This window comes from Curtobacterium pusillum, assembly GCF_007673235.1.
GTDB lineage: Bacteria > Actinomycetota > Actinomycetes > Actinomycetales > Microbacteriaceae > Curtobacterium > Curtobacterium pusillum_C.
Genome location: NZ_VDZH01000002.1, coordinates 1 through 26,847, shown reverse-complemented (window position 1 = coordinate 26,847; position 26,847 = coordinate 1). Strand labels below are relative to the sequence as shown.

Below are 26,847 nucleotides of genomic sequence, written 5' to 3'. Positions count from 1 at the left end.
CCCGTCGCGACGGTGCCCTGCACCTGGTCGTACCGATGGGACTTCCGCTCTCCGGGGTCGGCTCGCACCCAAGCGCTCGTGCCCGGGGTCGAACCGCCCGCCACCCTCTTCTGACGGCTCAGTCGACGTCCACCTCGGCCCACCCGTCGAACCGCCCGATCTCGGTGACCCGCACGACCGCTTCTCCGGCTTCGTCGGACGCATCGAGGTCGATCGTCGCCGAGAACCCGAAGTCCTTGTCACCCGAGGGGTCCGCGAAGATCTGCCGCGCGCGCCAGACCCGAGGGGAGCCAGCTTTGCCGACGGCCCCGGCCTCGTCCAGCACCAGGTACTGCATCGACCGCGCGTCGGCATCCGTCCCGACCTCGTCGTGCGCGTCGTAGTACTCCTCGAGCACGGCGTCCCAGGCGTCCTCGTCGAAGCCCGCGGCCCCGTCCAGCGCAGCGAGTCCGGCGACGTCGTCCGCCGCGGCGAGCAGCACCCGCTGGAACAGGGCGTTCCGGACGAGCACCCGGAACGCCCGCGGGTTCCCGGTGAGTCGCGAGGGCTGCGGCGGTGCGATCTCCTCGTGTTCCTCCGACGCGAGCAGGACGTCTCCGTTCAGCAGCGCCTCCCACTCGTCGACGAGCGACGAGTCGGTCTGCTTGACGACCTCGCCCAGCCACTCGATCAGGTCGTCGAGCTCCGGGGTGCGCTGCTCGTCGGCGATGGTCTGCCGCATGGTCCGGTACGCGTCGGACAGGTACCGGAGGACGAGTCCCTCGGAGCGGGTGAGCTGGTAGAACCGCACGAAGTCGCCGAAGGTCATCGCCCGCTCGTACATGTCCCGGACGACGGCCTTGGGCGAGAGCGCGAAGTCGAGCACCCACGGCTGCTCGGCGGCGTAGGCCTCGTACGCCGCTTCGAGCAGCGGCGCGAGCGGCTTGGGCCACGTGACCTCCTCGAGCAGCTCCATCCGCTCGTCGTACTCGATGCCCTCCTGCTTCATCCGGGCGACGGCCTCACCGCGCTCCTTGAACTGCTGCTGCGACAGGATCGCCCGGGGGTCGTCGAGGGTGGCCTCGACGATGGACACCATGTCGAGTGCGTAGGTGGGCGACGAGGGGTCGAGCAACTCGAACGCGGCCAGCGCGAACGGCGAGAGCGGCTGGTTGAGCGCGAAGTTCGGCGCGATGTCGACGGTCAACCGGTACTCCCCGTCGACCTTCTCGATGACCCGGGCGTTGATGAGCGTCCGCGCGATCGTCAACGCTCGCCGGGCCATGGCGAGCTGCCGCGCCCGCGGCTCGTGGTTGTCGAAGACGAGTGCCCGGACGTCTTCGAACGCCGAACCGCCGCGCGCGACGACGGAGAGCACCATCGCGTGCGTGATGCGCATGCGCGAGACCATCGGCTCGGGTTCGGCCGCGATGAGCCGCTCGAACGACGCCTGTCCCCACGAGACGAACCCCTCGGGCGCCTTCTTGCGCTTGATCTTGTTCTTCTTCTTCGGGTCGTCGCCGGCCTTGGCGAGCGACCGTGCGTTCTCGATGTCGTGCTCGGGCGCCTCGGCCACGACGTCGCCCTCGGTGTCGTACCCGGCACGTCCGGCGCGACCGGCGATCTGGTGGAACTCACGGGCGGAGAGCTGCCGCATCTTCGTGCCGTCGAACTTCGTCAGCCCGGTGAGCAGCACCGAACGGATCGGCACGTTGATCCCGACGCCCAGGGTGTCGGTGCCGCAGATCACGGGCAGGAGTCCGCGCTGGGCGAGTTGCTCGACGAGCCGTCGGTACTTCGGCAGCATGCCGGCGTGGTGGACGCCGATGCCGGCCCGGATGAGTCGTGACAGGGTCTGCCCGAACCCGGCACTGAACCGGAAGCCCGCGATCGCGTCGGCGATCTGATCACGACGATCGCGATCGGCCACGCGCGCGGACATGAGCGCCTGCGCCCGTTCGAGCGCCGCGGCCTGCGCGAAGTGCACGATGTAGATCGGTGCCTTGCCCTCGTCCAGCAGCCGCTCGACGGTCTCCTGCACGGGCGTCATGACGTACTCGTACTCGAGGGGCACGGGGCGCGAGACCCCGGTCACGCGGGCGGTGGGGCGTCCGGTCCGCCGGGACAGGTCGTCGGCGATGGTGGTGACGTCGCCGAGGGTCGCGGACATGAGCAGGAACTGCGCACGCTCGAGCACGAGGAGCGGCACCTGCCACGCCCACCCGCGGTCGGGGTCGCCGTAGTAGTGGAACTCGTCCATCACGACGACGTCGACATCAGCGCCGGGTCCCTGCCGGAGTGCGAGGTTCGCCAGGATCTCCGCGGTGCAGCACACGATCGGGGCGTCGGCGTTGACGCTCGAGTCACCGGTGACCATGCCGACGTTCTGCGCACCGAACAGTTCGACGAGCTGGAAGAACTTCTCGGAGACGAGCGCCTTGATCGGTGCCGTGTAGTAGCTCCGCTTGCCCTCGGCGAGCGCGGCGAAGTGCGCCCCGGCGGCGACGAGGGACTTCCCGGTGCCGGTGGGGGTGCTCAGGACGACGTTCGCGCCGGACACGAGTTCGATGACGGCTTCGTCCTGCGCCGGGTACAGCGGTCGTCCGCCCTCGGCGGCCCACGCGGCGAAGGCCTCGTAGACCTCGTCGGGGTCGACGGCGCCGCCGTCGGCGGCCGGCAGTGCCGCGACGAGCGGTGGGAGCGTGGTGACGTCCGTCATGGGTCCATCCTCCCAGGTGGGTGGTGACCAGGAGACGGACGGGAGGCACGGTGCGGGCCCGCCCCGCGCCTCCAGGCCCAGCTTGGATGCGTCCGCATAGACTCGCGTCGTGCGCGAACTCGGCTTCCTCTCCTTCGTCCCGAACCACCGCGGTACCGCGGGTGCGGCCGCCGCACTCGAGGACGGGCTCCGCCTGTTCGAGACCGCCGAGGCACTCGGCTACGGAACGGGCTGGGTGCGCGGACGCCACTTCGAACCGTTCCTGACGAGCCCGATGACCTTCTTCGCCGCGGCAGCCCAGCGCACGCGCACGATCGGTTTCGGCACCGCCGTGCTCGGTATGCGCTACGAGGACCCGGTGCGTCTCGCCGAGGACGCCAGCACGGTGGACCTCCTCAGCGGCGGCCGCGTGCAGCTCGGCATCAGCACGGGCATCGCCGGGTACGGGCCGATCCTCGACCCCGTGTTCGGCGGCTCGGAGCGGAGTTTCCGCGACGAGGCCGAAGCCCGCGCGGCACGCCTGCTCGAGGTCCTGGACGGCGACCCGCTCGGCAGCGCCGGGAAGGGCTACGAGAGCATCTCGGCCGGCGCGGACCTGACGCTGCAGCCGCTCAGCCCGGACCTCCGCGGCCGGGTGTGGTGGGGCGGCGGCAGCATGGGCACCGCGGTCCGCACGGCCGAGAAGGGGCTGCTGCTGCACTGCTCGACCCTGAACACCGAGGACACCGGCGCACCGTTCGCCGAGGCGCAGGCGGCGCAGATCGCGGCGTACCGGAACCGGTTCGCCGAGCTCCAGGGCGCTGGCGAACACACCGGGCGCACACCGAAGGTGGCCGTGGGCCGCATCGTCGTCCCCCTGCTCGACGACCACGACCGTGCGGTGCACGAGGAGTTCCTGACCGGGTACGCGAGCGGCATGGACGACGAGGGCCGACCACTGTCGGGCACCCCGCCGTTCCGGTTCAGCAAGGTCCTCTCCGGCGAGCCCGCGGCCATCGTCGACGCCCTGCTCGCCGATCCCGCCGTGACGTCGACGGACGAGCTGGTGATCACCCTGCCCGCGAACGGCGACGCGGCGTCGCACGAACGCATCCTGCGCATCGTCGCCGAGGAAATCGCCCCGGCGGTGCGCGAGGGACGCTGAGCTCCGGCCGAGCAGGGCATCCGGCGGGCCCGCAGCGGGGATGGTGAGGCTCCCGGGAGCCCTGCCGGATGGCCATCTCGTCCCTGATCCGTACGGGATGACGTCCTCATCGTTCCACCTACCGGGCGGTTTGTCACACGAAACCGCGGATTGTGGACCTATTTCCTGACACATTGTCAGCAGTTTGTTCGACTGAGCAGAAACGATCAGCGGAAGTCAACCGGTTGTCCTGCGCCCGCCGAAGACGAATGCGCCCCCGCGCGGACGCGGGGACGCATTCTGGACGCACCAGGATCACCAGGGCTCCATCGGCCGGATCAGGAGGCCGTGTCGCTCACATGACGACCCCGTCTCGGTGCGCGCGCCGACGGTAACCAGCCGCCTGGCGCAGATCGATGTTACTGAATGAACATCGACCGAGCGCGGAAACCGGACGACTTCAGTCCAGATCGACCTGAACTCTGCCGGATTCGGCCATCACCGATGCGCCGACGTGCAGCGTGAAGGCTCCGGACTCGTAGGCCCAGGCGCCGTCCCAGTGTGCGAACGCCCGGGCCGGGACCTCGATCGACACCTCGGTCGACTCGCCCGCACCGAGCCGCACCGGGGCGAAGCCGACGAGCCAGCGCACCGGACGGTCGACCGCCGAGGACTCCCGCGACGCGTACACCTGCACGACGTGCTTGCCGGCACGGTCACCGGTGTTGGCGACCGTCGCGGTCACGATCACCGCGTCGCCCTCGCGCACCGTCGGCGTCGCCGTGACGCCGTCGATCGTCCAGGTCGTGTAGCCGAGGCCGTGGCCGAACGGGTACGCCGGCTCGATGCCGGCACGGAGCCACGCCCGGTAACCGATGTGCACGCCCTCGTCGTAGGACACCTTCCCGTCGACCGGGGTGACGTCGAGCACGGGGACGTCGGCCATCGTCGCCGGCCAGGTGGTGGGCAGGCGCCCGCCCGGCTCCGTCGCACCCGTGAGGACGTCGGCGACCGCGTTGCCGTACTCCTGCCCGCCGAACCAGGTGAGCAGGACCGCAGCGACGTCGTTCCGCCACGGCATCTCCACCGGCGAACCCGCGTTCACGACCACGATCGTGTTCGGGTTGGCCGCGGCGACCGCGCGGACGAGGTCGTCCTGGTGCCCGGGGAGTGCGAGCGAGGTGCGGTCGTAGCCCTCGGACTCGACCTTCGAGTTCGTGCCGACCACGACCACGGCGACGTCCGCGCCGGTGGCCGTCGCGACGGCGGCGTCGATGAGGACCGACGGGTCCTCGTCGGACGGCTCGGTGCCGAACTGGTACGCGAGCACACCGCCGAGGGTCTCGTCCTGGATGACGTCGTACTCGATCCGGATCGCGACCTGCTGGCCTTCCGTCACGGACACGGGGACGGAACGCGCCGGCGGGTTGAGGAACGCTGCACCGAGCTGGTCGCCCTCGAACGGGACGTCCTCGTCGAGCACGAGCTCGCCGTCGATCCACATGCGGGAGCGCCCGGCAGCGCCGATGCCGATCCGGACGGTGCCCGTCGAGGGCGCCGTGTAGGTCGTCGTGATGTCGAGCCGGTCGGCCTCGCGCGTCGGGGCGTCGCCGCCGAACCAGAACAGCGCGGTGGCGCGGCGGTCCTCGACGTACAGCTCGGTTCCGTCGCGCACGAACGCGACGCGGGCACCGGGCTCGCCGGTCCCGGGGTTCGTGATGGTGGACAGCGGGAACTCCGCGATGCCCTCCTGCACGACGGCGCCGATCTCGTAGTCGACCGTGGCCCCCGGGAACGCCGAGCGGATCCCGTCGAACGGCGAGACGACCTGCGACGGCACGACGGTGGCCGAGCCGCCGCCCTGGGTGCGGGCCTGGTCGGCGTTGTGGCCGATCACCGCGATGCGCGACACCGCGGGGGCATCGAGCGGCAGGACGCCGGTGTTGCGGACGAGGACGGTGCCTTCGGCCTCGGCCTCGCGGACGAACGCGATGCCGTCCTCGACGTGCACCGGCGACGCGGCGACCGGCTCGAAGCCCTCGAGCGCGCCGACGCGGGCGGCGAGGGTCAGGATCCGACGGACCTTGCGGTCGATCGCGGCCTCGGGGACGTCGCCGGAGCGTACGGCGTCGAGGAGGGGCCCCTCGCTCCACCACTGGTTCGGCCCGGGCATCGCGACGTCCTGCGACGCCTTCGCCGAGTCGACCGAGCGGACGCCGGTCCAGTCGGAGACGACGATGCCGTCGAAGCCCCACTCCGAGTTCAGCGGCGTCTCGAGCAGCTCGTTCTCGGACGCGGTGACGCCGTTGATCGAGTTGTAGGACGACATGATCGCCCAGGCGTGCGCCTCGGTCACGGCCTTCTCGAACGCGAGCAGGTACAGCTCCCGCAGGGCACGGTCGCTCACCTCGGTCGACGCGGTGAAGCGGTCGGTCTCGTAGTCGTTCGCGATGTAGTGCTTCGGCGTCGCGGCGACGCCGTTCTCCTGCACGCCCTCGACGTAGGACGCCGCCAGGTCGCCGGTGAGCACCGGGTCCTCGCTGAACGCCTCGAAGTGCCGACCGCCGAGGGGCGAGCGGTGCAGGTTGATGGTCGGGCCGAGGACGACGTCGACGCCCTTGCGGCGGGCCTCGACGGCCGCTGCGGCGCCGTAGCGCTTCGCGATCGCGCGGTCCCACGACGCCGACAGGGCGGTCGCGGACGGCAGGTTCAGCGACGGGTCGCGCTCGTCCCAGACCTCGCCACGGACGCCGGAGGGGCCGTCCGACATCAGGATGCGGCGGAGCCCGATCTTCTCGATCGGCCAGGTGGTCCAGAAGTCACGTCCGGTGAGCAGCTGCACCTTCTCCTCGGTGGTCAGCTGCTCCAGGAGCGCGTCGATGCGCTCCGCCAGCGGACTGGAGGCGGTGCTCACGGTCTGCAGATCAGTCACGGTGATCGGTCCTTTCGTGGGTCGACGGGCGTCAGCGGACGCCGCGGATGCGGGACACCGAGACGATGCCGAGCAGTCCGACGACGGCGCCGGTGATGAAGAAGCCGCTGTAGCCGCCGGTCAGGGCGATCACGCCGGGGGCGGCGGCCGGGACGATCGACTGCGGCAGGGCCTGCGCGATGTTCACCACGCCGAGGTCCTTCGCGTTGTCCTGGTCGGAGGGCAGGACGTCGGTGATGAGGGCGAGGTCGACGGCGTAGAACACGCCCATGCCGGCACCCATGACGAACTCGCCGACGAGGACCATGCCGAGCGACGGCGCGAGCGCGATGATCACGAGGCCGACGACCCCGACGATGCCGGCGACCGCGACGAAGAGCTTGCGGCGGCCGAGCTTGTCCGACAGCCACCCCGCGATCAGGGAGGTCAGCACGATGCCGACGACGTTCCAGAGCGTGCCCTGGAACACCGCGTTCGCGAGGTTCGACTGGTTCACGCCGATGTCGTCCCGCAGGAAGTAGGTGAGGTAGCTGACCGCCGTGTACTGCGCGGCGACCATCATGAAGCGCGTCAGCCAGGCCCAGCCGAGGTCCGGGTGCTTCACGGGGTTGAAGACGAACGAGCCGAAGAGCTGCCCGATGCCCAGCTTCGAGGTCGGGCGGTTCGTCAGCACACGGTCGCGGAACAGGAGCGCGTAGAGCACCACGACGACCGACCCGATCGCGCCGGGGACGATCATCTGCGTCGCCGAGGTCGAGAAGAGCTGCACGAGGAACGTGCCGCCCACGAGTGCGAGGTTCTGCGCGAGGCCGAGCAGTGCTGCGACCCGACCGCGCTGCGAGCGCGTGACGTGGTCCGGCATGACGGCCGTGAGTGCCGCGATCGTGGCGTTGTAGGCGATCTGCGCGACGCCCCAGCCGATCACGAGCACGACGGTGGAGGACGTCGTCGCGACGACCACGAGGGCTGCGAACCCGACCACGGTGCCACCGATGATCCACGGACGACGCATGCCGAGCCTCCCGGCGGTCCGGTCGCTGAAGCGACCGGCCAGGGGGTTGGCGACCATCGCGGCGAACGCGCCGATCCCGAGCGCGAGCCCGAGCACGCCCGCCTGGTTGTCCGGCGCGATCTCGGCGACCTTGAGCGCCATCGCGACGAGGACCGGGGGCAGCAGGGCGATGTACAGACCGAGCATCGCGATCGGCATGCCGAGCGTGTACATGAGCGGCGCACCTCGACCGCGCGTGGGCGCGACTGCGGTCGGGGTGTCGGAAACGGTCAGGGCGTCGTTGGCCACTGCAACCTCCATCGGGTACGCCACCGTCGTCGGCGACTCGCACGCCTTCCTCGGCGGCTCACGCCACCGTACCACCAAAACCAATCACTGCTAGGTTTTCTGGACGGACTCCGGGCGGTACAGTCCTGCCATGGCACGACGGGGTTCGTACGCGAAGGGCATCGCGAAGCGTGGGGAGATCCTCACGACGGCGCTCGAGCTCGTCGCGCAGCAGGGCTTCCGGCGCACGAGCATCAAGGACATCGCCGACGCCGTGGGGCTCACCCAGGCCGGGCTGCTGCACTACTTCGACTCGAAGGACGAACTCTGGGTCGAGATCCTCCGCCGACGCGACGAGATGGACCTGCAGCACGACTGGCACGCCGACGACCCCGCCGAGCTGCTCGCGGCGATCGTGCGGCACAACGCCGAGGTGCCCGGACTCGTGCAGATGTTCGTGAACCTCTCCGCTGCGGCAGCGACGGACCCGGAGCACCCCGCGCACGAGTACTTCCGGCAGCGCTACGAGCGCAGCCGGAAGGACCTGTCCGCCGACTTCCGCGCCATGCAGGAGGACGGTCGGCTCCGCTCCGACGTCGACGTCGAGGAGCTGACGAGCGTGCTGCTCGCGGTCTCGGACGGCATGCAGATCCAGTGGCTCTTCGACCCGACCCGCGACATGGCCGAGCACGTCGAGCTGGTCGCGCGGCTCGCGATCGCGCAGGCGGTCCCCTCCACCTAGCCCGGAGGCGCGGCGCGCGTCCGACGGACAGGTACCGCCAGAGCCTGGTTGCGTCCAGGGCACGCACGGCAGGATGGAACTCCCGACGACGATGTGGAGCAACGCGATGACGCGTGTAGTGGTGACCGGTGGCAGCGGCAAGCTCGGACGAGCGGTGGTGCGCGACCTCGACGCGCACGGGTACGACGTGGTCCTGCTCGACCGCGTCCCCTCCCCCGACAAGCCCGAGCGGGTGCAGTTCGTCCGCACCGACCTCGGTGACTACGGCCAGGTGCTCGGCGCCTTCACCGGTGTGGACGACCGGTACGACCACGTCGACGCCGTGGTGCACCTCGGCGCGATCCCCGCGCCGGGCCAGGTGCCCGACGTCGCCCTGATCACGAACAACGTCACGGCGTCGATCAACGTCTTCCACGCCGCACGTGCCGCGGGGATCAAGAACCTGGTGTGGGCGTCGAGCGAGACCCTGCTCGGCATCCCCATGGGCGAGCACCACCCGCCGTACCTGCCCGTCGACGAGGACTTCACCGTCCGCCCGAAGTCGTCGTACTCCCTCGGCAAGGCCGTCGAGGAGGAGATGGCCCGGCACTTCACCCACTGGGACCCCGAGCTGAAGATGATCGGCCTGCGGTTCTCGAACGTGATGGACGAGACCGACTACCCGGCGTTCCCGTGGGACGCCACCCCCGAGGCGAAGACGTTCAACCTGTGGTCCTACATCGACTCCCGTGACGGTGCCCAGGCCGTGCGCCGAGCCGTCGAGGCCGAGCTCACCGGGTTCGAGGCGTTCGTCATCGCCAGCCCGGACACCGTCATGGACACCCCGACGATCGAACTCGTCGACCGGTACGTGCCGGACATCGAGCGTCGCGCGGACATCGACGGTGTCAGCTCACTGCTGTCGTCGGAGAAGGCCCGTGAGCTCCTCGGCTACGCCCCTGAGCACAGCTGGCGCGACCACCGCGCCTGACGCTCAGGCCCGGGGCGCCAACAGGCCGTCGAGCACCAGGTCACGCGCGGCCGGCAGCAGGTCCGCCGCGAGTGCCTGCTCGTCGACGCCCGTGATCTGCGCGAGCGCCCCGACGATCGCGGCCACCGACAGGTCGCCGTCGCAGGCCCCGACGAACGCGGCGAGCGCCGTGTCGGCGTCCACACGACGACCGAGCCCGCCGCCCTGCACGAGGGTCATCACGGTGGGGTCGTCGTTGCCGGGCCAGTAGTGGCGCTCCTCGGTGACGTCGCCCGCCACCACGAGGTGCGCCGATGCCAGCGCGACGTCGTCGTGCGCGGCCAGCCACGCGGCCGCGTCGAGCGCGCGCGCCACCGTCGCGCCGAGCCCCGCGGGGTTGGAGCCGAGCGTCTCGGGGACGCGCTCGAAGCGGCGGAGCTGCACCGCGCCTCCCGGCAGGGGCTTCCGGACCACGACGTAGCCGAAGCCGACGCCGGTGACCCGGCGGTCCTGGAAGTCGTCGAGCCAGGCGTCCACCAGGTCGTCGAACTCCTCCGTGCCGGGCTTCGTGCCGCCGTCGCGGATCCAGGTCTCGGCGTAGGCGGCCGGGTCCTGCCGCTCCCGCTCGAGCACCCACGCGTCGAGCCCTCGTCCGTCGGCGTCGGCGTCCTCGAACCAGGAGCGCACGCGGTCGAGTCCGTCGACGCCCCAGTGGTACTCCCAGTTGCCGAGGAGCTGCGCGGTCCCGCCGGGTTCCAGGTGGTCCGTCAGGCCGCGGAGGACGGTCTCCACCAGGGCGTCACCGACCATGCCGCCGTCGCGGTACTCGTACGAGGGGACACCCTCGCGGCGGGGCGTGATGACGAACGGCGGGTTCGACACGATGCGGTCGAAGCGCTCCCCCGCGACCGGTTCGAACAGCGAGCCGTACCGGAACTCGATCCCGTCGACGCCGTTGAGGTCCGCGTTGAACCGGGCGATGTCGAGCGCGCGGTGCGAGATGTCGGTCGCGACCACCTGGTCGGCGAACCGGCGCGCGTGCAGGGCCTGGATGCCGCAGCCGGTGCCGAGGTCGAGCACCCGGCCGACGGGCACGGGGACCTGCAGGCCGGACAGCGTGGTGGTCGCCCCGCCGATGCCGAGGACGTGCTCCTCGCCGAGGGCCGTGCCGAGTGCGAGTTCCCCGAGGTCGGAGACGATCCACCAGCTGCCCGCGCCGAGGTCGTCGACGAAGGCGTAGGGGCGGAGGTCCACGGTCGGTCGGACGGCCGCGTCACCGTCGCCGTCCGCCCGGACGAGCCCGGCGGCGGCGACGGCCGCGACTCCGGTCGTCGCGAACGCACGCTCGGCGTCGGGCCGCGACACGGGGAGCCCGAGCACGAAGAGCGTGGCGAGGGTGGTGAGCGCCGTCGTGTCCCGAGCGGCGAGGGCACGGAGCGCCGCCACTCGTGAACCGCGGTGCAGCGAGGCGGCGGCTTCGGCGCCCCACAGTGCATCGACCCGCTCGACGGTGAACCCGGCGTCGGTCAGGTCCTGGCGCAGCGCATCGGTGACGGCGGCGTCCGCGACGATCGTCGGCAGGGTGTGGGCGTCGGTGGCGCTCACGCGGGGACGTCCTCGCGCATGAGTGCCGCGGGGACCTGCCACGCGAACACCAGGTCGAGCAGGCCCGGGAAGCGCTGCTGCACGTCGTCGATGCGCACGCGACTCGACCGGGTGAGGCCCTCCTGCTGCTGTTCGAGGAGCCCGGCCTCGCGCAGGACGCGGAAGTGGTGCGTCAGCGTGGACTTCGGCCGGTCGATGCCGACCCACCCGCAGCTGCGGATCCCGCCGGCGGCGTCCACGAGGTACCGGTGCAGGATCGCGAGCCGGATGGGGTCGCTCAGGGCGTCCATGACGACGGGGAGGTCCATCTCCGCCACGGACGGTTGCGGCAGGTGTTCGGGGGCATCCACGGGCGCGGGCATGGACGGGACGCTACCACCGTTCGGCTCGTAGTACGACTTGCGTCGTACAGCACGACTCGATACTGTACGACTCTCTTCGTACTGTCCCGTTCGCAACGGAAGGTGGCGCACATGGCGCAGTCAGCTCGCTCGGTCGCCGGGTTCTGGATCCTCGCGGCGATGCTCCTGGTGTCCGTCGCCTCGTCCGCGGTCCCCTCGCCGATCTACCCCGTCTACGCCGCCGAGTGGCACCTCACGCCGCTCATGCTCACGGGGGTGTTCGCGATCTACGTCGCCGGCCTGCTCGCGAGCCTGCTCGTCGCCGGCCGCCTGTCGGACCACGTCGGCCGCAAGCCCGTGCTCGTCGTCGGCGGACTCGGCGTCGCGCTGTCGCTCGGGCTCTTCGCGATCGCGGACGGCGTCGGCGCACTCATCGTCGACCGCATCGTGCAGGGAGTCTCGGTCGGCCTGCTCATCGGCGCGCTCGGTGCCGCCCTCATCGACAACTCCCTCGAGCGGTTCCCGAACCTCGCCGGCGTCCTGAACGGTGTCATCCCGCCGATCGCCCTCGCCACCGGGGCCATGTCGAGCGGCGCCCTCGTGCAGTGGGGTCCCGCGCCGGAACAGCTCGTCTACGTGCTGTTCGGGGCGCTCCTCGTGCTCATGGTCATCGCGCTCGTGGTCGTCCCCGAGCGGGTCACCCGACGACCCGGAGCCCTCCGCTCCCTCGCGCCGCGCATCAGCGTCCCCCGGTCCTCGCGCCGACTGTTCCGCAGCGTCGCCGGCTCCCTCGTCGCCAGCTGGGCCCTCGGCGGGATGTTCCTGTCGCTCGTCCCCTCGGCCCTCGGAGCGGTGTTCGGGATCACGAACCACTTCGCCGCCGGAGCCCTCATCGCCGTCGTCACCGGCGTCGGCGCGCTGACGGGGCTCGCGACGCAGCGGATGGACGCCCGCCGCGCGGTCATGGTCGGACTCGTCGCCCTCGTGCTCGGACCGATCGTCACCGTCGCGTTCGTGATGGCGCACTCCCTGCCCGGACTGGTCGTCGGCAGCGCGATCGCCGGCGTCGGCTTCGGCGCCGGGTTCCAGGCACCGCTGCGGATGCTCCTCGCGACCGCCGCCCCGACCCACCGCGCCGGGCTCCTGTCGACGATCTACGTCGTGAGCTACCTGGCCTTCGGCGTCCCGGCCGTCATCGGTGGCCTGCTCGAGCCGACGGTCGGCCTCGTGCCGGTCATCGCCGGGTACGGCGCGTTCATCGTCCTCGCCGCCGCGGTCGCCCTCGTGCTGCAGCTCGTGTCGCGGGACGCCGCCGTGGTGGAGGAACAGGCCGCCGAAGTCCTCGAGCGCACCTGCACCGGCTCGATCCGGGTGGCGTCCGCCGACTGAGCGGCGCGCGCACGTCGCACGCGGCCGGCTCGCCGGACCCGCGGTGTGCGAGGGCGCGCGACGCGCGCGCGTCGCGCGTCAGTGGCCGGGGCGAGCGCGCTTGCGGACGCCGACACTGCGGTGGGCGTCGGCGTGTGCGGCATCGACGTCCGCCTTGCCCCGGTCGGCGGCGTTCCGCAACCACTGCGGCCCGTGCGCCTTCGCCCAGTCCCAGAAGCGGTGCAGCTGGGCTCGGAGCCACGTGATGATCTTGTGGAAGAAGTGGAACTCGCTCGCGAGGATCGTCAGCCCGATGAACACCACGAGCCACCCGGGCCCCGGCAGCGGGACGAGGATCAGCCCGATCACGACGACCAGCCCGCCGACGATCCCGACGAGCACCTTGTAGAAGAGGTGCAGGTGCGGCCGGGCGTGGATCCAGGCCCGGACGTCGTGGAACCACTGGAACCGGCGATGCGGCGCCTCGGCGCGTTCGACCGCGTCGGTCCGCTCGTTCGGGTCGCCTTCCATGTGCGGAAATGTAGGGCGCGCGGCTGGGAATCCTCGGCGCGCGCGGTGGACGCGCGGTGCGTTCCGAAGGCGGCGCGGATCCGGACTGGAGGCGCGGGGCGGGCCCGACCCGCGCCTCCAGTCCGTCAGCTGGTGACCGTCTACGGGCCCGTCATGCGTGGGCGACGCACGTCGCTGCCCACGGGACGGCGTCGAGCCGAGCCTCCGGGATCGGCTCGCCGCCGACCGCGCAGCGCCCGTAGGTTCCCGCGTCGAGCCGCGCGAGCGCGGCGTCGACCAGCCGGAGCCGCTCGCGCGCGTCGTCGCGCACCGCGCCGAGCGAGCCACGCTCCCAGGCGAGGGTCGCACCCTCCGGGTCGTGCTCGTCGTCGGAGTTGGCGTCCAGCCGGGCGTCGCTGACGTCCCGCATGCTCCGCTCGACGTCCGCGAGGAGCCGCTCGTTGCGCACGCGTTCCGTCTCGAGCGCCTGCCGGGGATCGTCCATGCCGGACACCGTAGTCGTCACGGAATGGCCATGCGGTCGAATACGTTCGTATCGACATGACGAAGATCGGGTTCCTGTCGTTCGGACACTGGCGCGACGTGCCGGGCTCCAAGGTGCGCAGCGGCCGCGAGGCCCTCGTGCAGGCGATCGACCTCGCGGTCGCCGCCGAGGAAGCAGGCGTCGACGGCGCGTACTTCCGCGTCCACCACTTCGCCCCGCAGCAGGCCGCACCGTTCCCGCTGCTCTCCGCGATCGCCGCCCGGACCAGCCGCATCGAGATCGGTACCGGCGTGATCGACATGCGGTACGAGAACCCGCTGTACATGGCCGAGGAAGCGGCAGCGGCCGACCTCATCTCCGGCGGACGGCTGCAACTCGGCGTCTCCCGTGGGTCACCCGAGACCGCTCTCGCGGGTTACCAGCAGTTCGGGTACGTGCCGGACGCGTCCGACGAGAACGGTGGTGACATGGCGCGGACGCACACCGACGTGTTCCGCCGGGCGATCGCCGGGGAACCGATGGCGAACGCGAACCCGCAGATGACCGGCTCGGTCGGCTCGCTGCCGATCTCCCCGCTGTCCGACGGGCTCGGCGACCGCATCTGGTGGGGCGCCGGCACACGGGCGACCGCCGAGTGGACCGCCGAACAGGGCATGAACCTGATGTCGTCGACCCTGCTCACCGAGGACACCGGTGTGCCGTTCGACGAGCTCCAGGCCGAGCAGATCGAGCGCTTCCGGTCGACGTGGGAGCAGATGGGGTGGGAGCGGACCCCGCGGGTCTCGGTCTCGCGCAGCATCATCCCGATCGTCGACGACGAGTCGCGGCACTACTTCGGCGTGCGGGCGCAGGTCGAGGGGCAGGACCAGGTCGGGCACCTCGACGGAGGCCTCGCCCGGTTCGGTCGCTCGTACATCGGGTCGCCGGAGGACCTCGTGGCGGAACTCGCGGCTGACAAGGCCGTACGGGCGGCGGACACGGTGCTCGTCACGGTGCCGAACCAGCTCGGCGTGGACTTCAACGCCCGGCTCCTCGCCGCGGTGAAGGACGTCATGCGCGAGGTGGACGCGGCGCCCGTCCCCGCGTGAACCGCTCCGGGTGTCGGCACTTCTGCTGACACCCGGCCTGGGACTGTGGCCGGTTTCCGCACTCCCGTAGCGTCGAGGGGCACCATCCACCGCACCTCGAGGAGCTCCCCGTGACGCTGCCGGCCGCCGGCTGGTTCCCGGACCCGCAGGACGCCAGCCGCCTGCGCTGGTGGGACGGTCACGCCTGGGGAGCCGCCACCCGCGTGTTGCCGAGCCGTACCGAGCCGATCGTCCCGGTCGCCGTCGCGCCGGTGGGTCCGTCGTTCTCGGTGCAACCGGCAGCGGTCCGGACGGGGTCCTGGGCGTCCGGCGGTTCGGGCGTGCACCGGTTCAGCGCGTTCTCGTCGCTCGCCGTCCTGTTCGCCGCACTCTCGGTGGTGATGAACCCGTGGGGCGTGTGCAGCGCCGCCGCGATCGTCACCGGCTTGCTCGCCGTGGTGTGGCCGGGTGCGACCGGCGGCTGGCGCGTCCTCGCCCGGAGTGCTTCGGCGAGCGCCCTGGTCCTCGGGGTGGCGACCGCCGCGGTGGCCGCGTCGTCCCAGTTCCACCTGTTCTGACGGGTGCGCCCGGTCTGGCGGCCCGTCGACTGAGCAGAAATCGTCGAGTCCACTGCGTCGACCCGACGATTTCTGCTCACTGGACGAGCCCGCCCGCGCCGCTACCGCCGGGCCCGCGGGTGCGACGTCTGGTACACGTCCCGGAGCATGTCCGCCGTGACCATCGTGTAGATCTGCGTCGTCGCGACGCTCGCGTGCCCGAGCAGTTCCTGCACGACACGGACGTCGGCCCCGCCCTCGAGCAGGTGCGTCGCGAACGAGTGCCGGAAGGTGTGCGGCGACACGTGCTCGGCGAGCTCAGCGCGTGACGCCGCCGCCTGGATCACGAGCCAGGCGCTCTGCCGGGACAGCCGCGCTCCCCGGGCGCCGAGGAACAGCGCCGGAGTCGATGCACCTCGCGCCGCGAACACCGGCCGCGCCCGCACGAGGTACGCGTCGATCGCGGCCCGGGCGTAGCTGCCGAGCGGGATCACACGCTGCTTGTTCCCCTTGCCGGTGACCTTCACCACGGAGAGCTCCCCGCCGGCGTCCGACAGCGTCGTGACGTCGTCGACCGAGAGCCCCACGGCCTCGGAGATCCGCGCCCCGGTGGCGTAGAGCAGTTCGAGCAACGCCTTGTCCCGCAGTCCGACGAGATCGTCGGCCGCGCCGTCCGCGGAGCCGGTCGACGCCGCGGCGAGCAACCGCTCCATGTCGTGCACGGAGATCGCCTTCGGCAGCCGCATCGGCGCCTTCGGCGGACGGACGGTCGCCCCCGGGTCGAGCTGCAGCCAGCCCTCCCCCGCCGCGAACGCCGTGAACGAGCGCACGGAACTGAGCATCCGCGCGACCGACCGGGGCGCCAACGCGCCCGACGGTCGGGTGGCTAGGTACGTCACGAAGCCGGCGAGGTCGGCACGGCCGATGCGCCCGACGTCGTCGAGCACCGCGGAGCCCCCGGCCCGGTCGGCTCCGTCCGACTCGATGACCGGAGCGGTCGCGATCCAGGACGCGAACGTCCCGAGGTCTCGCCGGTACGCCGACAGGGTGTGCTGCGAAAGCCCGCGCTCGATCGCGATGTGCCGCAGGTAGGTCTCCGTGGCACGGTCGAGGGGCATCACCCCGAAAGGCTAACCGGCACAGCGCCCGTCAGTGCAGCGCGGCGTCCGGCTCGCCCACCCGGTACCCGGTGAACGTCACCGTCAGCCCGCTGCGCGTCGGCGCGGCACAGAAGAGCCCCGCTGCCACCACCGCGTCGGGCGCGAGCGGTGCGACCCGGACCAGGCGTGGCTCCTCCCCGTCCGCCCACGCTCGGATCGTCACGGCGTCACCGTCCCGGCTCGCCCGGACCGTCACCGTCCGTCCGACCCACTCCGGCACCGGCGCGACCGACCAGTCCGACACCCCGTGCGTGACGACGGCACCGACCTGCGGCTGTCCGTCGGAGACCTCGACACCCGCCTTGATCCACGTCCGCTCGTCGACGCGGAGGAAGACGCCGGCCTGGTCGAACTGCTCCGCGTAGTCGAGCACGAACGACACCTCGACCGAGAACGCCCCGTCGGCGGGCTGGAGCAGCGCGTGCTCGGAGTCGTGGACGAACCCGTACGAGGTGGTGCGCCAGGCGTCACTGCCCTCGAGGGCCGTGACCCGGAGCGTCGCACCGTCGAGCTCGGCGGCCTGGGGCTCGTGCGTCCAGCGCGCTGCCGCGACGAACGCCGGGAGACTCACGACGCGCGCCGCTCGGCAGCGTCCACCGCGAGCACGGCCACGACGAGCCCGGAGTTGTGCAGCCGTCCGTCGAGGATCGCCTCCACCAGCTCGGCCCGCGGGACCCAGCGCTTCACGATGTCGGCCTCCTCGGCCTCGCGGTCGAAGGCCGTCGCGGTGGGTCGGACGCCGCGGGCGCGGAAGACCTGCAGGAACTCGTCGCTCCCGCCGGAGGACGTGTTGTACGTGACGAGGTGCTCCCACTCGTCGGCCTCGAGGTCGGCCTCCTCTGCCAGCTCGCGCTTCGCCGCGGTGAGCCGGTCCTCGCCCTCCATGTCCAGCAGGCCCGCCGGCAGCTCCCAGTCGCGCACGCGGACGGGGTGCCGGTACTGCTGGATGACGAGGACGCGGCCCTCGGAGTCCTCGGCGTAGACGGCGACGGCACCCGTGTGGTCGATGTACTCCCGCACCATCGTGTCGTCGTGGTACGCGATCGTGTCGCGTCGGACGTCCCAGACCGCCCCCTCGTAGACGACGGTGGAGTCGGTGACCTCGAAGGAGGCGGGTTCGTCGGAGAGGGGCGCGTCAGTCACGCGACCATCCAAGCACGCGCCGCTGACGCGACCGCAGACGGACTGGAGGCGCGGTGCCAGCTGGCACCGCGCCTCCAGTCAGAGACCACGCGCGTTACGCGACCTGCTCCTCGTTCTGCGGGTCGAACAGGCTGGACGCCTCGTGCCGCGTGATCGCGGCCTCGACGAGGCCCGCGAACAGCGGGTGCGCGTTCGTCGGACGCGAGCGCAGCTCCGGGTGCGCCTGCGTGGCGATGTAGAACGGGTGCACGTCGCGCGGCAGCTCGACGTACTCGACCAGGGTGCCGTCGGGCGACGTGCCCGAGAACACCAGGCCGGCGTCCGCGATCTGCTGGCGGTAGGTGTTGTTCACCTCGTAGCGGTGACGGTGGCGCTCGGAGGCCTCCGGCGCACCGTACAGCTCCGCCGCGAGCGAGCCATCGGTGAACGACGCCGGGTACAGCCCGAGGCGCATGGTGCCGCCCAGGTCGCCGCCGGCGATGATGTCGACCTGCTCCGCCATGGTCGCGATGACCGGCGTCGTGGTCTCCGGGTCGAACTCGGTGCTCGACGCGTCGGTGAGGCCGGCCTCGTGCCGGGCGTACTCGATGACCATGCACTGCAGGCCGAGGCACAGGCCGAGCGTCGGGATGCCCTGCTCACGGGCGAAGCGCAGCGCGCCGAGCTTGCCCTCGATGCCGCGCACGCCGAACCCGCCGGGGACGCAGATGCCGTCGACGTCACCGAGGTGCTTCGCAGCGCCCTCAGGCGTGGTGCAGTCGTCCGACACGACCCACTTCAGCGTGACCTTGGCGTTGTGCGCGAAGCCACCCGCACGGAGCGCCTCCGTGACGGACAGGTACGCGTCCGGGAGGTCGATGTACTTGCCGACGAGGGCGATCGTGACGTCCTTCTTCGGCTCGTGCACCGCGTGCAGCACCGGGGTCCACGCGGTCCAGTCGACCGCGCCGGCGTCGAGATGGAGCGCATCGACGATGACCTGGTCGAGGCCCTGGTTGTTCAGCAGCGTCGGGAGGTCGTAGATGGACGGCACGTCCACCGCGTTCACCACGGCGTCCTCGTCCACGTCGCACATCAGGGCGATCTTGCGCTTGTTCGCGTCCGACACCGGGCGGTCGCTGCGCAGCACCAGGGCGTCGGGCTGGATGCCGATCGAGCGGAGCGCGGCCACGGAGTGCTGCGTCGGCTTGGTCTTCTGCTCACCCGAGGCGTTCATGAACGGCACGAGCGAGACGTGCACGAAGAACACGTTGTTGCGGCCGAGCTCGTGCCGCACCTGGCGTGCCGACTCGATGAACGGCTGCGACTCGATGTCGCCGACGGTCCCGCCGACCTCGGTGATGATGACGTCGGGCTGCGGGTCGTTCTGTGCCTGCTCGCGCATCCGCCGCTTGATCTCGTCGGTGATGTGCGGGATGACCTGCACCGTGTCGCCGAGGTACTCGCCGCGTCGCTCCTTGGCGATCACGGTCGAGTACACCTGGCCGGTGGTCACGTTCGCGGCCTGCGACAGGTTGATGTCGAGGAAGCGCTCGTAGTGCCCGATGTCGAGGTCCGTCTCCGCACCGTCGTCGGTCACGAAGACCTCGCCGTGCTGGAACGGGTTCATGGTGCCCGGGTCCACGTTGAGGTACGGGTCCAGCTTCTGCATGACGACCTTGAGGCCTCGTGCCGTGAGGAGGTTGCCGAGGCTGGCCGCCGTGAGGCCCTTGCCGAGAGACGAGACGACCCCGCCGGTCACGAAGATCTGCTTCGTCACCTTCGGGGTCGCGCTCGAAGAATTGGTTCCGCCGCTGAGAGTGTCCGCCACGGGATTCCATCGTACGTCAGAACTGCCGGGAGGCGCGACCTCGGTTCGCCGTGGGCGTTGCGTCGGGCGTGTGGCCGGCCCGTCAGGCCTTCTGGCCGGCGACGTCGAGCAGCTCGCGTGCGTGCTCGATACCGCTGGCGCTGTCGCCGAGGCCGGACAGCAGCCGCGCCATCTCCTGCAGACGGTCCTCGCCCTCGAGTCGGCGCACGCTCGACGACGTGACCGCACCGCTGGCGTCCTTCACGACGTTGAGGTGGTTGTTCGCGAATGCCGCGACCTGCGCCAGGTGCGTCACGACGATCACCTGCGTCCGCTCCGCGAGCTTCGCCAGACGCCGACCGATCTCGATCGCAGCCGCACCACCCACCCCGGCGTCGACCTCGTCGAACACGAAGGTCGGGACGGTCGTGGTGCCCGCCATGACGACCTCGATCGCCAGCATGACGCGGGAGAGCTCGCCACCGGAGGCACCCTTGCTGATCGGTCGCGGGTCCGTGCCGGAGTGCGGCTGCAGCAGGATCGACACCTGGTCGCGTCCGTGTCGGCGGTAGTCGCCCGCGTCCGAGACCTCGACCACGAGGGACGCGCCGGCCATCGCGAGCGTCCCCAGCTCCGCCGTGACCCGCTTCGCGAGGTCGTTCGCCGCCTTGGTGCGTGCCGTCGTCAGGGTGGCGCCGGCGGTCTCGAGTGCCTGGAGGTCCTGCTCGACGGCCTGCTGCAACGTGGCGATGCGGTCGTCGTCGCCGTCGAGCTCGAGCAGCCGGTCGCTCGCCCGCTGCCCGTACGCGATGACGTCGTCGATCGTTTCGCCGTACTTCCGCGTGAGCCCGGCGAGCAGTGCCCGACGCTCGTTGATGAGTTCGAGGTCGTGCCCCGCGTCGGGTTCGAGCGACCCGAGGTAGCTCGACAGGCTCGCGGAGGCCTCCGTCGCCTGGATGCCCAGTTCCGTCAGTTGTTCGAGCACCGGCTGCAGCTCCGCGTCGGAGCCGGCGACGCGTTCGATCGCGCGGCGAGCGGACTCGACCAGTCCGACGACGTCGTGCACGCCGTCGAGGGACTCGCTCGACAACGCCTCGTGCGCGAGCCCCGCGGACAGCCGGATCTCCTCGAGGTTCCCGAGCCGCTCGGCACGCTCGGCGAGCTCGGTGTCCTCGCCGGGCTGCGGGTCGGCGGCCTCGATCTCGTCCGAGGCCGCGCGGATGCGTTCGGCTTCGGCCACGCGGTCGTCGCGGTCCCGCGTCAGTGTCTCGAGCTCGCCGGCGTGCTGCTGCCAGGCGTCGTACGCCGTGACGTAGCGCTGCAGGGCCTTCTCGAGCGCCGGACCACCGAACCCGTCGAGGGCGGCGCGCTGCGCGGTCGCCGAGGTCAGGCGGATCTGGTCGGACTGCCCGTGCACCGTCACCAGCTGGTCGGCGAGCTCTCCGAGCACCGCCACGGGGGCGCTGCGGCCGCCGACGGTCGCACGGCTGCGCCCCTCGGCTGACACCGTGCGCGTGAGGATGAGTTCGCCGTCCTCGACCGCGCCGCCGGCGTCCTCGACCCGTTCGGCGACGGCGTCGTGCTCCGGCACGTGCCAGCGGCCCTCGACCACGGCGCTCGAGGCACCTCGGCGGACGGAGCCCGCGTCGGCACGTGCGCCGAGCAGGAGGCCGAGCGCGGTGACGATCATCGTCTTGCCCGCGCCGGTCTCGCCCGTCACGACGGTGAAACCGGGGCCGAGCTCGAGGGTCGTCTCACCGATGACCCCGAGGTCGGAGATCTGGATCTCCTCGATCACAGGTCGTCCTCGTCGTCCGTCTGCGGCCCGCGCCACCCGGCGACGGGCAGCTGGAACTTCGCGACGAGACGGTCGGTGAAGGGAGCGTCCTTGAGGCGCGCGACCCGCACGGGGTCCGGCGACCGTCGTACCTCGACACGTGCACCCGGCGGGAGGTCGTGCGTGCGCCGACCGTCGCACCACAGCACACCGACGCCGCTGGTCCGCCGCAGGACCTCGATCGCGAGGGTGCAGTCCGGCCCGACCACGATCGGACGGGCGAACAGGGCATGGGCGCTCAACGGCACCATCAGCAGCGCGTCGACGTCCGGCCAGACGATCGGGCCGCCGCCGGAGAACGAGTACGCCGTGGAACCGGTCGGGGTGGACACGACGACGCCGTCGCAGCCGAACGACGACAGCGGACGACCGTCCACCTCCGTCACGACCTCGAGCATGCGTTCCCGGGAAGCCTTCTCGATGGTCGCCTCGTTCAGCGCCCACGAGGAGTAGACGACCTCGTGCCCGACGACGACGTCGACCTGCAGGGTGACGCGTTCCTCGACGTGGTACTCGCCGGAGAGAGCCCGCTCGACAGTCGCCCGCAGGCCGTCCCGCTCGCTCTCGGCCAGGAACCCGACGTGGCCGAGGTTCACCCCGACGATGGGCGCCCCGGTCCCGCGGACGAGCTCGGCCGCGCGGAGGATGGTGCCGTCGCCGCCGAGGACGATGACGATCTCGAGCTGGTCGGACTGGACGTCCACGCCGAGGATGTCCACCTGGCCGACCGAGGCCTCGGCCCGCCGGATGTCGGCGTACTCGTCGAAGGGCATCACCGGGACGAGGCCGGCGGCGTGCAGGAGGTCGCAGACCTCTACCGCGGCGTCGATGGAGTCCCGGCGGCCCGTGTGGGACACCAGGAGGATGTGCCGGTCGTCGCTCATGCTGTCCCTTCCGCCAGTGCCGTCGCGCGGTCGATCCATTCTGTCGGATTGGCACCGACACCACGCTGGAAGCGCGCCAGGTACTCGTGGTTGCCGTGGGTCCCGACGATCGGCGAGGCGGCGACGCCGGTCGTTCCGAGGCCGAGGTCCCAGGCGGCCCAGAGCACGTTCATCAGCGCATCACTGCGCAGCGCGGGGTCGCGCACGATGCCCTCGCGGACACCGCCGCGACCGACCTCGAACTGCGGCTTGACGAGCAGGACGAAGTCGTCCGCCGGCACCGCCTCGGCCAGGGCGGGCAGCACGATCCGGAGCGAGATGAACGAGAGGTCGCCGACCACCAGGCTCGTCTCACCGGCAGCGGGGTCGAGCGCCGCGTAGCCCTCGGCGGTGAGGTTCCGCGCGTTGACGCCCTCGACGACCGCGACACGGGTGTCCAGGGCGACGACGGGGTCGAGCTGACCGTGACCGACGTCGAGCGCCACGACGCGACGAGCACCACGCGACAGGAGCACCTGGGTGAACCCACCCGTGCTCGCACCCACGTCGAGGACCACGCGGTCGGTCGGGTCGACGCCGAACGTGTCGAGCGCACCCACGAGCTTGCGCGCCGCCCGGGAGACCCACTCGTCCTCGGTGTCGACCTCGATCGGAGCAGCCGGCTCGACCGGGGCCGACGGCTTCACGACCGCCGTCCCTGCCACCGTCACGCGGCCGGCCTGGATCAGCTTGGCAGCTGCCGTGCGGGACTTCGCGAGCCCGCGGGCGGCCACGAGGGCGTCGAGTCGGACGGCCGACGAGACCTGTCCGACCACGGAGTCGTCAGGCACTCGCGGTGCCACCACTCTCGAGCCGGGTGCGAAGCTCGTCGTGGAGCGCGGAGAACGCGTCGGCGCGATCGGGCAACGGGAGCGCCTCGACCGCAGCGGTGCGCTGGGCGAAGTCGTCGGTTCCCTGCTCGTCGTTCGGCACGTCGCCCACGCTACTCGCCGCCGTACAGCTTCGGGTCGACGTCGAGGCCGTAGATGGCGAGCCCGGACTCCCAGATGAGTGCGGTCCCGGCGCGCAGCAGGTCGATCGGGTCGCCGTCGTCGAGCACCCGCACGACGTGACCGCGCATCGCGACCGTGACGTCGCCGACGGTGGCGTAGCGCGTACCGTCCGGGTCCTCGCGCCGGATCGTCACCGGGTACGGCTCGGACAGGCCCCGGAGGTCGGCGAGGATGAACGTCGGACGCGAGCGCTGGTCGGCCGCGAGGACCTGCTTCGCCTTGTCGATGCCGGTCAGGACGAGGACGCTCGGGATGCCGGCGTCGTTCGCCCCCTTGATGTCGGTGTCGAGTCGGTCGCCGATGAACAGCGGGTGCTCGCCGCCGAAGCGTGCGACGGCCGCGTCGAAGATCGGTCGCTCGGGCTTGCCCGCCACGACCGGCATCCGGCCGACGGCCTGGTGCACGGCGGACACGAGCGTTCCGTTGCCCGGAGCGATGCCGCGCTCGACCGGGATCGACCAGTCCATGTTCGTCGCGACCCAGGCGATCTCCGGGTCGGCGAGCGCGAACGACGCCTCGGCCAGGTGCGTCCAGCCGAGGTCCGGCGAGAATCCCTGGATGACGGCCGCCGGAGAGTCCTCCGCACTCGTCGTGACCGTGAAGCCGGCGGCCTCGACGATGCTGGTCAGTCCGAGGCCACCCGTGACGAGGACCGTCGAGCCCGCGGGCACGAGGGTCTCGAGCAGGCGGACGCCGGCCTGCGACGAGGTCACGACGTCGTCCTCGGAGACCTCGAGCCCGTAGCGCTCGAGGTGCTCGGCCACGTCGACCGGACGACGAGAGGCGTTGTTCGTGATGTAGCCGACCCGCGCGCTCAGCGATGCACGGGTCAGCGCCTCCACCGCGTGCGGGATCGCGTTGCGGCCGCGGTACACGACGCCGTCGAGGTCGGTGAGGACGACGTCCACACCGTCCGTCGGCGGCTTCGGCACGTCAGTCTGCTGCGGATCCGTCGACGTCGGTGGGGTTGTCGTCGTCGAGTTCGCCGGGCTCGTCGCCTGCGGGCTCGTCGTCGCCCGGCTCGTCCCCGAGGGGCTCGTCGGGTTCGACGGGCTCGTTGGCGAGTTCGGCGTCGGGCTCGTCATCGACTGCTCCGGCGAGCTCGTCTCCTTCGACTTCGAGCGTTTCCTCGACCACATCAACTGTCTCCCAAGCGTTCTCGTCGGCGACCTCGGCGAGGGCCTCGGCAGCGCGATCGACACGGGCCCACCACTCGTCGGCCTCGTCCTGACGACCGAGCTCCTCGAGCGTGGCCGCGTAAGCACTGTAGAGGGCCGGCGACCAGGTGTACGCAGTGGACGGGTCGAGCTGTGGAATCTCCAGCTCACCGAGTGCGGCTGTGGGATTCCCGAGGTCGAGCCGGGCGCCGGACATGGCGATCGCCAGCTCGACCTGCACGGGGGTGTCCAGCGCAGCGCGGTCCACGGACCGGCCGAGCTCGAGCGCGCGCTCCGGGCGACCGAGGCCCCGCTCGCAGTCCACCATCATCGGCAGCTGGTCGTTGCGACCCGAGATGCGACGGTAGGTGCGCAGCTCGCGGAGCGCCGTGGCGAAGTCGCCCAGGCGGTACGCGGTGATCGCGGCGGTCTCACGCACGACACCGACGCGGCCGGCGCGGCGGGCGGCGCTCAGCGCGTGCTGGTTCGCGGTCTCCGGGTCGTCGTCGACGAGCATCGCCGCAGCGACGAGGTGACGGGCCACCCAGTCGGCGTTGTCCTTGCTGAGGGTCTTCAGCTCGGCGCGAGCGACCTTGTCGAGGTCACGCGCGTCGATCTCCTCCGGGATCTCCGGGTCGTCGTGGCGCGGGCGGATCGACTTCGTACCGTACGGGTCACGGTCTTCCCAGTCGTCGCGCGAGGACTCACCGAAACGAGCACCGGCGTGACGGCTGCCATCACCGAAGCGCTGGCGGTCGTCGCGTCCTCCGCGGTCACGGTCGGGTCCGCTGCGGAACGGACGGTCCCCGTCGCGTCGGGGCCGGTCGCCGTCACGTGCGGGACGGTCCGAACGGAACGGACGGTCACCATCACGGCGCGGACGGTCATCGCTGCCGCTGCGGAAGGGACGGTCCCCATCACGACGGGGACGGTCAGAGCCGCCACGGAACGGACGGTCACCATCACGACGGGGACGGTCGTCGTTGCTGCGGAAGGGACGGTCGCCGTCACGGCGCGGGCGGTCGTCGTTGCTGCGGAACGGACGGTCGCCATCGCGACGAGGACGATCGCCATCACGCGCCGGACGGTCCGAACGGAACGGACGGTCAGAGCCACCGCGGAACGGACGGTCCCCGTCACGACGGGGACGGTCGTCGTTGCTGCGGAACGGACGGTCACCGTCACGACGCGGGCGGTCAGCGTCACGGGCGGGACGGTCCGAGCGGAACGGACGGTCGCCGTCACGACGCGGACGGTCGTCGTTGCCGCGGAACGGACGGTCTCCTCCACGAGGACCGTCACCACGCGGCGGACGGCTGGAGTCGTCCCGATCGCCTCGCCACGCGGGACGCCGGCCCCCGTCGCGGAACGACCGGTCACCGTCACGGAACGGACGGCCACCATCGCGCGAAGGGCCGCCGCTGCGTGCCGGGCGATCACCGTCACGACGAGGGGCATCACGACGGTCGCCCTCACGCCGTTCGAAGTCACGAGGACCGGACGACCAGCGGTTCCCGCCGTCGCGTCGAGGACCCCGGTCGCCGTCACGGCGAGGCCGGTCTCCGCGGTCGCCGTCGTTCCGTCGCTGATCGTCGTCGTTCGCCACCGTTGCTCCTCATTGCGTGCCCGAACTCGTGCCCGGGCAATCGTCCGCTGTGTCGTTGTGTTGGCGCCGCATCGGTGACCCGTTGCTCGTCACCCAGTCCATCACGAACCAGCGCACGAGTCGAGTGACCCACGGCAGAAACAGAAGTAGCCACCGGCCTCCCGAGAACGAGGGTCTCCCCTGCGAGTTCTCGATGGAGGGCCGATGGCCACATCTTTCTATCTAAATTAAGTCCGGCGGCGTCCTACTCTCCCACAAGGTCCCCCTTGCAGTACCATCGGCGCTGAGAGGCTTAGCTTCCGGGTTCGGAATGTGACCGGGCGTTTCCCTCTCGCTATGACCACCGGAACACCTTCGACCCAATCGCTTGGAATCAGAAAGCTGTTCCGCGCATGCGCGGTGTTCAGTTTCTTGTTCCCGATCGTCTGTCGGGAACCACAAAGTGGACGCGAGCCCCACACCCGAAAGTGTGGGAAATAATTGTGTTGTCAAGTCTTCGGCTTATTAGTACCGGTCAGCTCCACGGGTCGTTAGTCCCCGCTT

General features: G+C 71.2%; 24 protein-coding genes and 1 rRNA gene. 7 read left to right on the top strand and 18 right to left on the bottom strand.

The window, feature by feature from the left end; all coding sequences use genetic code 11:
• Positions 1 to 118: 118 nt before the first annotated feature.
• The gene (locus tag FS532_RS04730) at positions 119 to 2,698 is read right to left on the bottom strand and encodes a DEAD/DEAH box helicase (protein WP_144750922.1); all 2,580 of its coding nucleotides are present in this window, start codon (positions 2,696 to 2,698) and stop codon (positions 119 to 121) included.
• A gap of 109 nt (positions 2,699 to 2,807) precedes the next feature.
• On the opposite strand from FS532_RS04730, the gene FS532_RS04725 reads away from it, so the two are divergent.
• Positions 2,808 to 3,842: an LLM class flavin-dependent oxidoreductase gene (locus tag FS532_RS04725; RefSeq protein ID WP_144750920.1), complete on the top strand. Its 1,035-nt coding sequence runs from the start codon at positions 2,808 to 2,810 to the stop codon at positions 3,840 to 3,842.
• Positions 3,843 to 4,281: 439 nt separating this feature from the next.
• Here FS532_RS04725 and FS532_RS04720 read toward each other — a convergent pair whose 3' ends face one another.
• Positions 4,282 to 6,753: a glycoside hydrolase family 3 protein gene (locus FS532_RS04720; protein WP_440130702.1), complete on the bottom strand. Its 2,472-nt coding sequence runs from the start codon at positions 6,751 to 6,753 to the stop codon at positions 4,282 to 4,284.
• 31 nt (positions 6,754 to 6,784) lie between these two features.
• Positions 6,785 to 8,053 carry an MFS transporter gene (locus tag FS532_RS04715; RefSeq protein WP_260852569.1) on the bottom strand — a complete coding sequence of 423 codons (1,269 nt, stop codon included), beginning with the start codon at positions 8,051 to 8,053 and terminating at the stop codon, positions 6,785 to 6,787.
• A 130-nt stretch (positions 8,054 to 8,183) separates the two neighbouring features.
• Between FS532_RS04715 and FS532_RS04710 the strand changes: the two genes are divergently transcribed.
• Positions 8,184 to 8,774, top strand: coding sequence for a TetR/AcrR family transcriptional regulator (locus tag FS532_RS04710; protein ID WP_144750916.1), 591 nt, complete (start codon positions 8,184 to 8,186; stop codon positions 8,772 to 8,774).
• A 106-nt stretch (positions 8,775 to 8,880) separates the two neighbouring features.
• On the top strand, positions 8,881 to 9,744 hold the full coding sequence (locus FS532_RS04705; protein ID WP_144750914.1) for an NAD-dependent epimerase/dehydratase family protein: 864 nt from the start codon (positions 8,881 to 8,883) through the stop codon (positions 9,742 to 9,744).
• A gap of 3 nt (positions 9,745 to 9,747) precedes the next feature.
• On the opposite strand, the gene FS532_RS04700 is transcribed toward FS532_RS04705, so the two are convergent.
• Both FS532_RS04700 and FS532_RS04695 read right to left on the bottom strand, forming a co-directional pair.
• A complete protein-coding gene (locus tag FS532_RS04700; protein WP_260852568.1) occupies positions 9,748 to 11,328 on the bottom strand; it encodes a DUF7059 domain-containing protein in 1,581 nt (526 codons plus the stop codon).
• The gene (locus tag FS532_RS04695) at positions 11,325 to 11,690 is read right to left on the bottom strand and encodes an ArsR/SmtB family transcription factor (RefSeq protein WP_144750912.1); all 366 of its coding nucleotides are present in this window, start codon (positions 11,688 to 11,690) and stop codon (positions 11,325 to 11,327) included. The genes FS532_RS04700 and FS532_RS04695 overlap by 4 nt, the downstream gene beginning before the upstream one ends.
• Positions 11,691 to 11,801: 111 nt before the next feature.
• Between FS532_RS04695 and FS532_RS04690 the strand changes: the two genes are divergently transcribed.
• On the top strand, positions 11,802 to 13,058 hold the full coding sequence (locus FS532_RS04690) for an MFS transporter (protein ID WP_144750910.1): 1,257 nt from the start codon (positions 11,802 to 11,804) through the stop codon (positions 13,056 to 13,058).
• A 78-nt stretch (positions 13,059 to 13,136) separates the two neighbouring features.
• On the opposite strand, the gene FS532_RS04685 is transcribed toward FS532_RS04690, so the two are convergent.
• Positions 13,137 to 13,568 carry a TIGR02611 family protein gene (locus FS532_RS04685; protein ID WP_144750908.1) on the bottom strand — a complete coding sequence of 144 codons (432 nt, stop codon included), beginning with the start codon at positions 13,566 to 13,568 and terminating at the stop codon, positions 13,137 to 13,139.
• 151 nt (positions 13,569 to 13,719) lie between these two features.
• Entirely contained in the window at positions 13,720 to 14,052 is a 333-nt protein-coding gene (locus tag FS532_RS04680) for a TraR/DksA family transcriptional regulator (RefSeq protein ID WP_144750906.1), read from the bottom strand.
• A 56-nt stretch (positions 14,053 to 14,108) separates the two neighbouring features.
• On the opposite strand from FS532_RS04680, the gene FS532_RS04675 reads away from it, so the two are divergent.
• Positions 14,109 to 15,140: an LLM class flavin-dependent oxidoreductase gene (locus FS532_RS04675; protein ID WP_440130701.1), complete on the top strand. Its 1,032-nt coding sequence runs from the start codon at positions 14,109 to 14,111 to the stop codon at positions 15,138 to 15,140.
• Between the two features lie 110 nt (positions 15,141 to 15,250).
• Positions 15,251 to 15,697: a DUF2510 domain-containing protein gene (locus tag FS532_RS04670; protein WP_144750902.1), complete on the top strand. Its 447-nt coding sequence runs from the start codon at positions 15,251 to 15,253 to the stop codon at positions 15,695 to 15,697.
• A 101-nt stretch (positions 15,698 to 15,798) separates the two neighbouring features.
• Here the strand turns inward: FS532_RS04670 and FS532_RS04665 are convergent, their stop codons facing one another.
• From FS532_RS04665 to FS532_RS19000, 10 genes are all read right to left on the bottom strand, one after another.
• On the bottom strand, positions 15,799 to 16,794 hold the full coding sequence (locus FS532_RS04665; protein ID WP_144750900.1) for a site-specific tyrosine recombinase XerD: 996 nt from the start codon (positions 16,792 to 16,794) through the stop codon (positions 15,799 to 15,801).
• 31 nt (positions 16,795 to 16,825) lie between these two features.
• Positions 16,826 to 17,407: a DUF1349 domain-containing protein gene (locus tag FS532_RS04660; RefSeq protein WP_144750898.1), complete on the bottom strand. Its 582-nt coding sequence runs from the start codon at positions 17,405 to 17,407 to the stop codon at positions 16,826 to 16,828.
• Positions 17,404 to 17,979 carry an NUDIX domain-containing protein gene (locus tag FS532_RS04655; RefSeq protein ID WP_144750896.1) on the bottom strand — a complete coding sequence of 192 codons (576 nt, stop codon included), beginning with the start codon at positions 17,977 to 17,979 and terminating at the stop codon, positions 17,404 to 17,406. The genes FS532_RS04660 and FS532_RS04655 overlap by 4 nt, the downstream gene beginning before the upstream one ends.
• 94 nt (positions 17,980 to 18,073) lie before the next feature.
• Positions 18,074 to 19,789, bottom strand: a complete 1,716-nt coding sequence (locus tag FS532_RS04650) for a CTP synthase (protein WP_144750894.1) — start codon at positions 19,787 to 19,789, stop codon at positions 18,074 to 18,076.
• An 82-nt stretch (positions 19,790 to 19,871) separates the two neighbouring features.
• Positions 19,872 to 21,566: a DNA repair protein RecN gene (gene recN / locus FS532_RS04645; RefSeq protein ID WP_144750892.1), complete on the bottom strand. Its 1,695-nt coding sequence runs from the start codon at positions 21,564 to 21,566 to the stop codon at positions 19,872 to 19,874.
• Positions 21,563 to 22,489, bottom strand: coding sequence for an NAD kinase (locus FS532_RS04640; protein ID WP_144750891.1), 927 nt, complete (start codon positions 22,487 to 22,489; stop codon positions 21,563 to 21,565). Before FS532_RS04640 ends, recN begins: the two co-directional genes overlap by 4 nt.
• Positions 22,486 to 23,319, bottom strand: a complete 834-nt coding sequence (locus FS532_RS04635) for a TlyA family RNA methyltransferase (RefSeq protein WP_260852567.1) — start codon at positions 23,317 to 23,319, stop codon at positions 22,486 to 22,488. Before FS532_RS04635 ends, FS532_RS04640 begins: the two co-directional genes overlap by 4 nt.
• Complete coding sequence (locus FS532_RS18620) at positions 23,312 to 23,461, bottom strand: hypothetical protein (protein ID WP_186321912.1); 150 nt, start codon at positions 23,459 to 23,461, stop codon at positions 23,312 to 23,314. The genes FS532_RS04635 and FS532_RS18620 overlap by 8 nt, the downstream gene beginning before the upstream one ends.
• A gap of 10 nt (positions 23,462 to 23,471) precedes the next feature.
• Entirely contained in the window at positions 23,472 to 24,473 is a 1,002-nt protein-coding gene (locus tag FS532_RS04630; RefSeq protein ID WP_260852566.1) for an HAD-IIA family hydrolase, read from the bottom strand.
• Position 24,474: 1 nt separating this feature from the next.
• Complete coding sequence (locus FS532_RS19000) at positions 24,475 to 25,242, bottom strand: hypothetical protein (RefSeq protein WP_260852565.1); 768 nt, start codon at positions 25,240 to 25,242, stop codon at positions 24,475 to 24,477.
• Here FS532_RS19000 and FS532_RS18615 point away from each other — a divergent pair.
• On the top strand, positions 25,231 to 26,382 hold the full coding sequence (locus tag FS532_RS18615) for a hypothetical protein (RefSeq protein WP_186321911.1): 1,152 nt from the start codon (positions 25,231 to 25,233) through the stop codon (positions 26,380 to 26,382). The genes FS532_RS19000 and FS532_RS18615 overlap by 12 nt on opposite strands.
• Before the next feature lie 153 nt (positions 26,383 to 26,535).
• On the opposite strand, the gene rrf is transcribed toward FS532_RS18615, so the two are convergent.
• Positions 26,536 to 26,652: ribosomal RNA gene (gene rrf / locus FS532_RS04625) — 5S ribosomal RNA — on the bottom strand.
• Positions 26,653 to 26,847 lie beyond the last annotated feature (195 nt).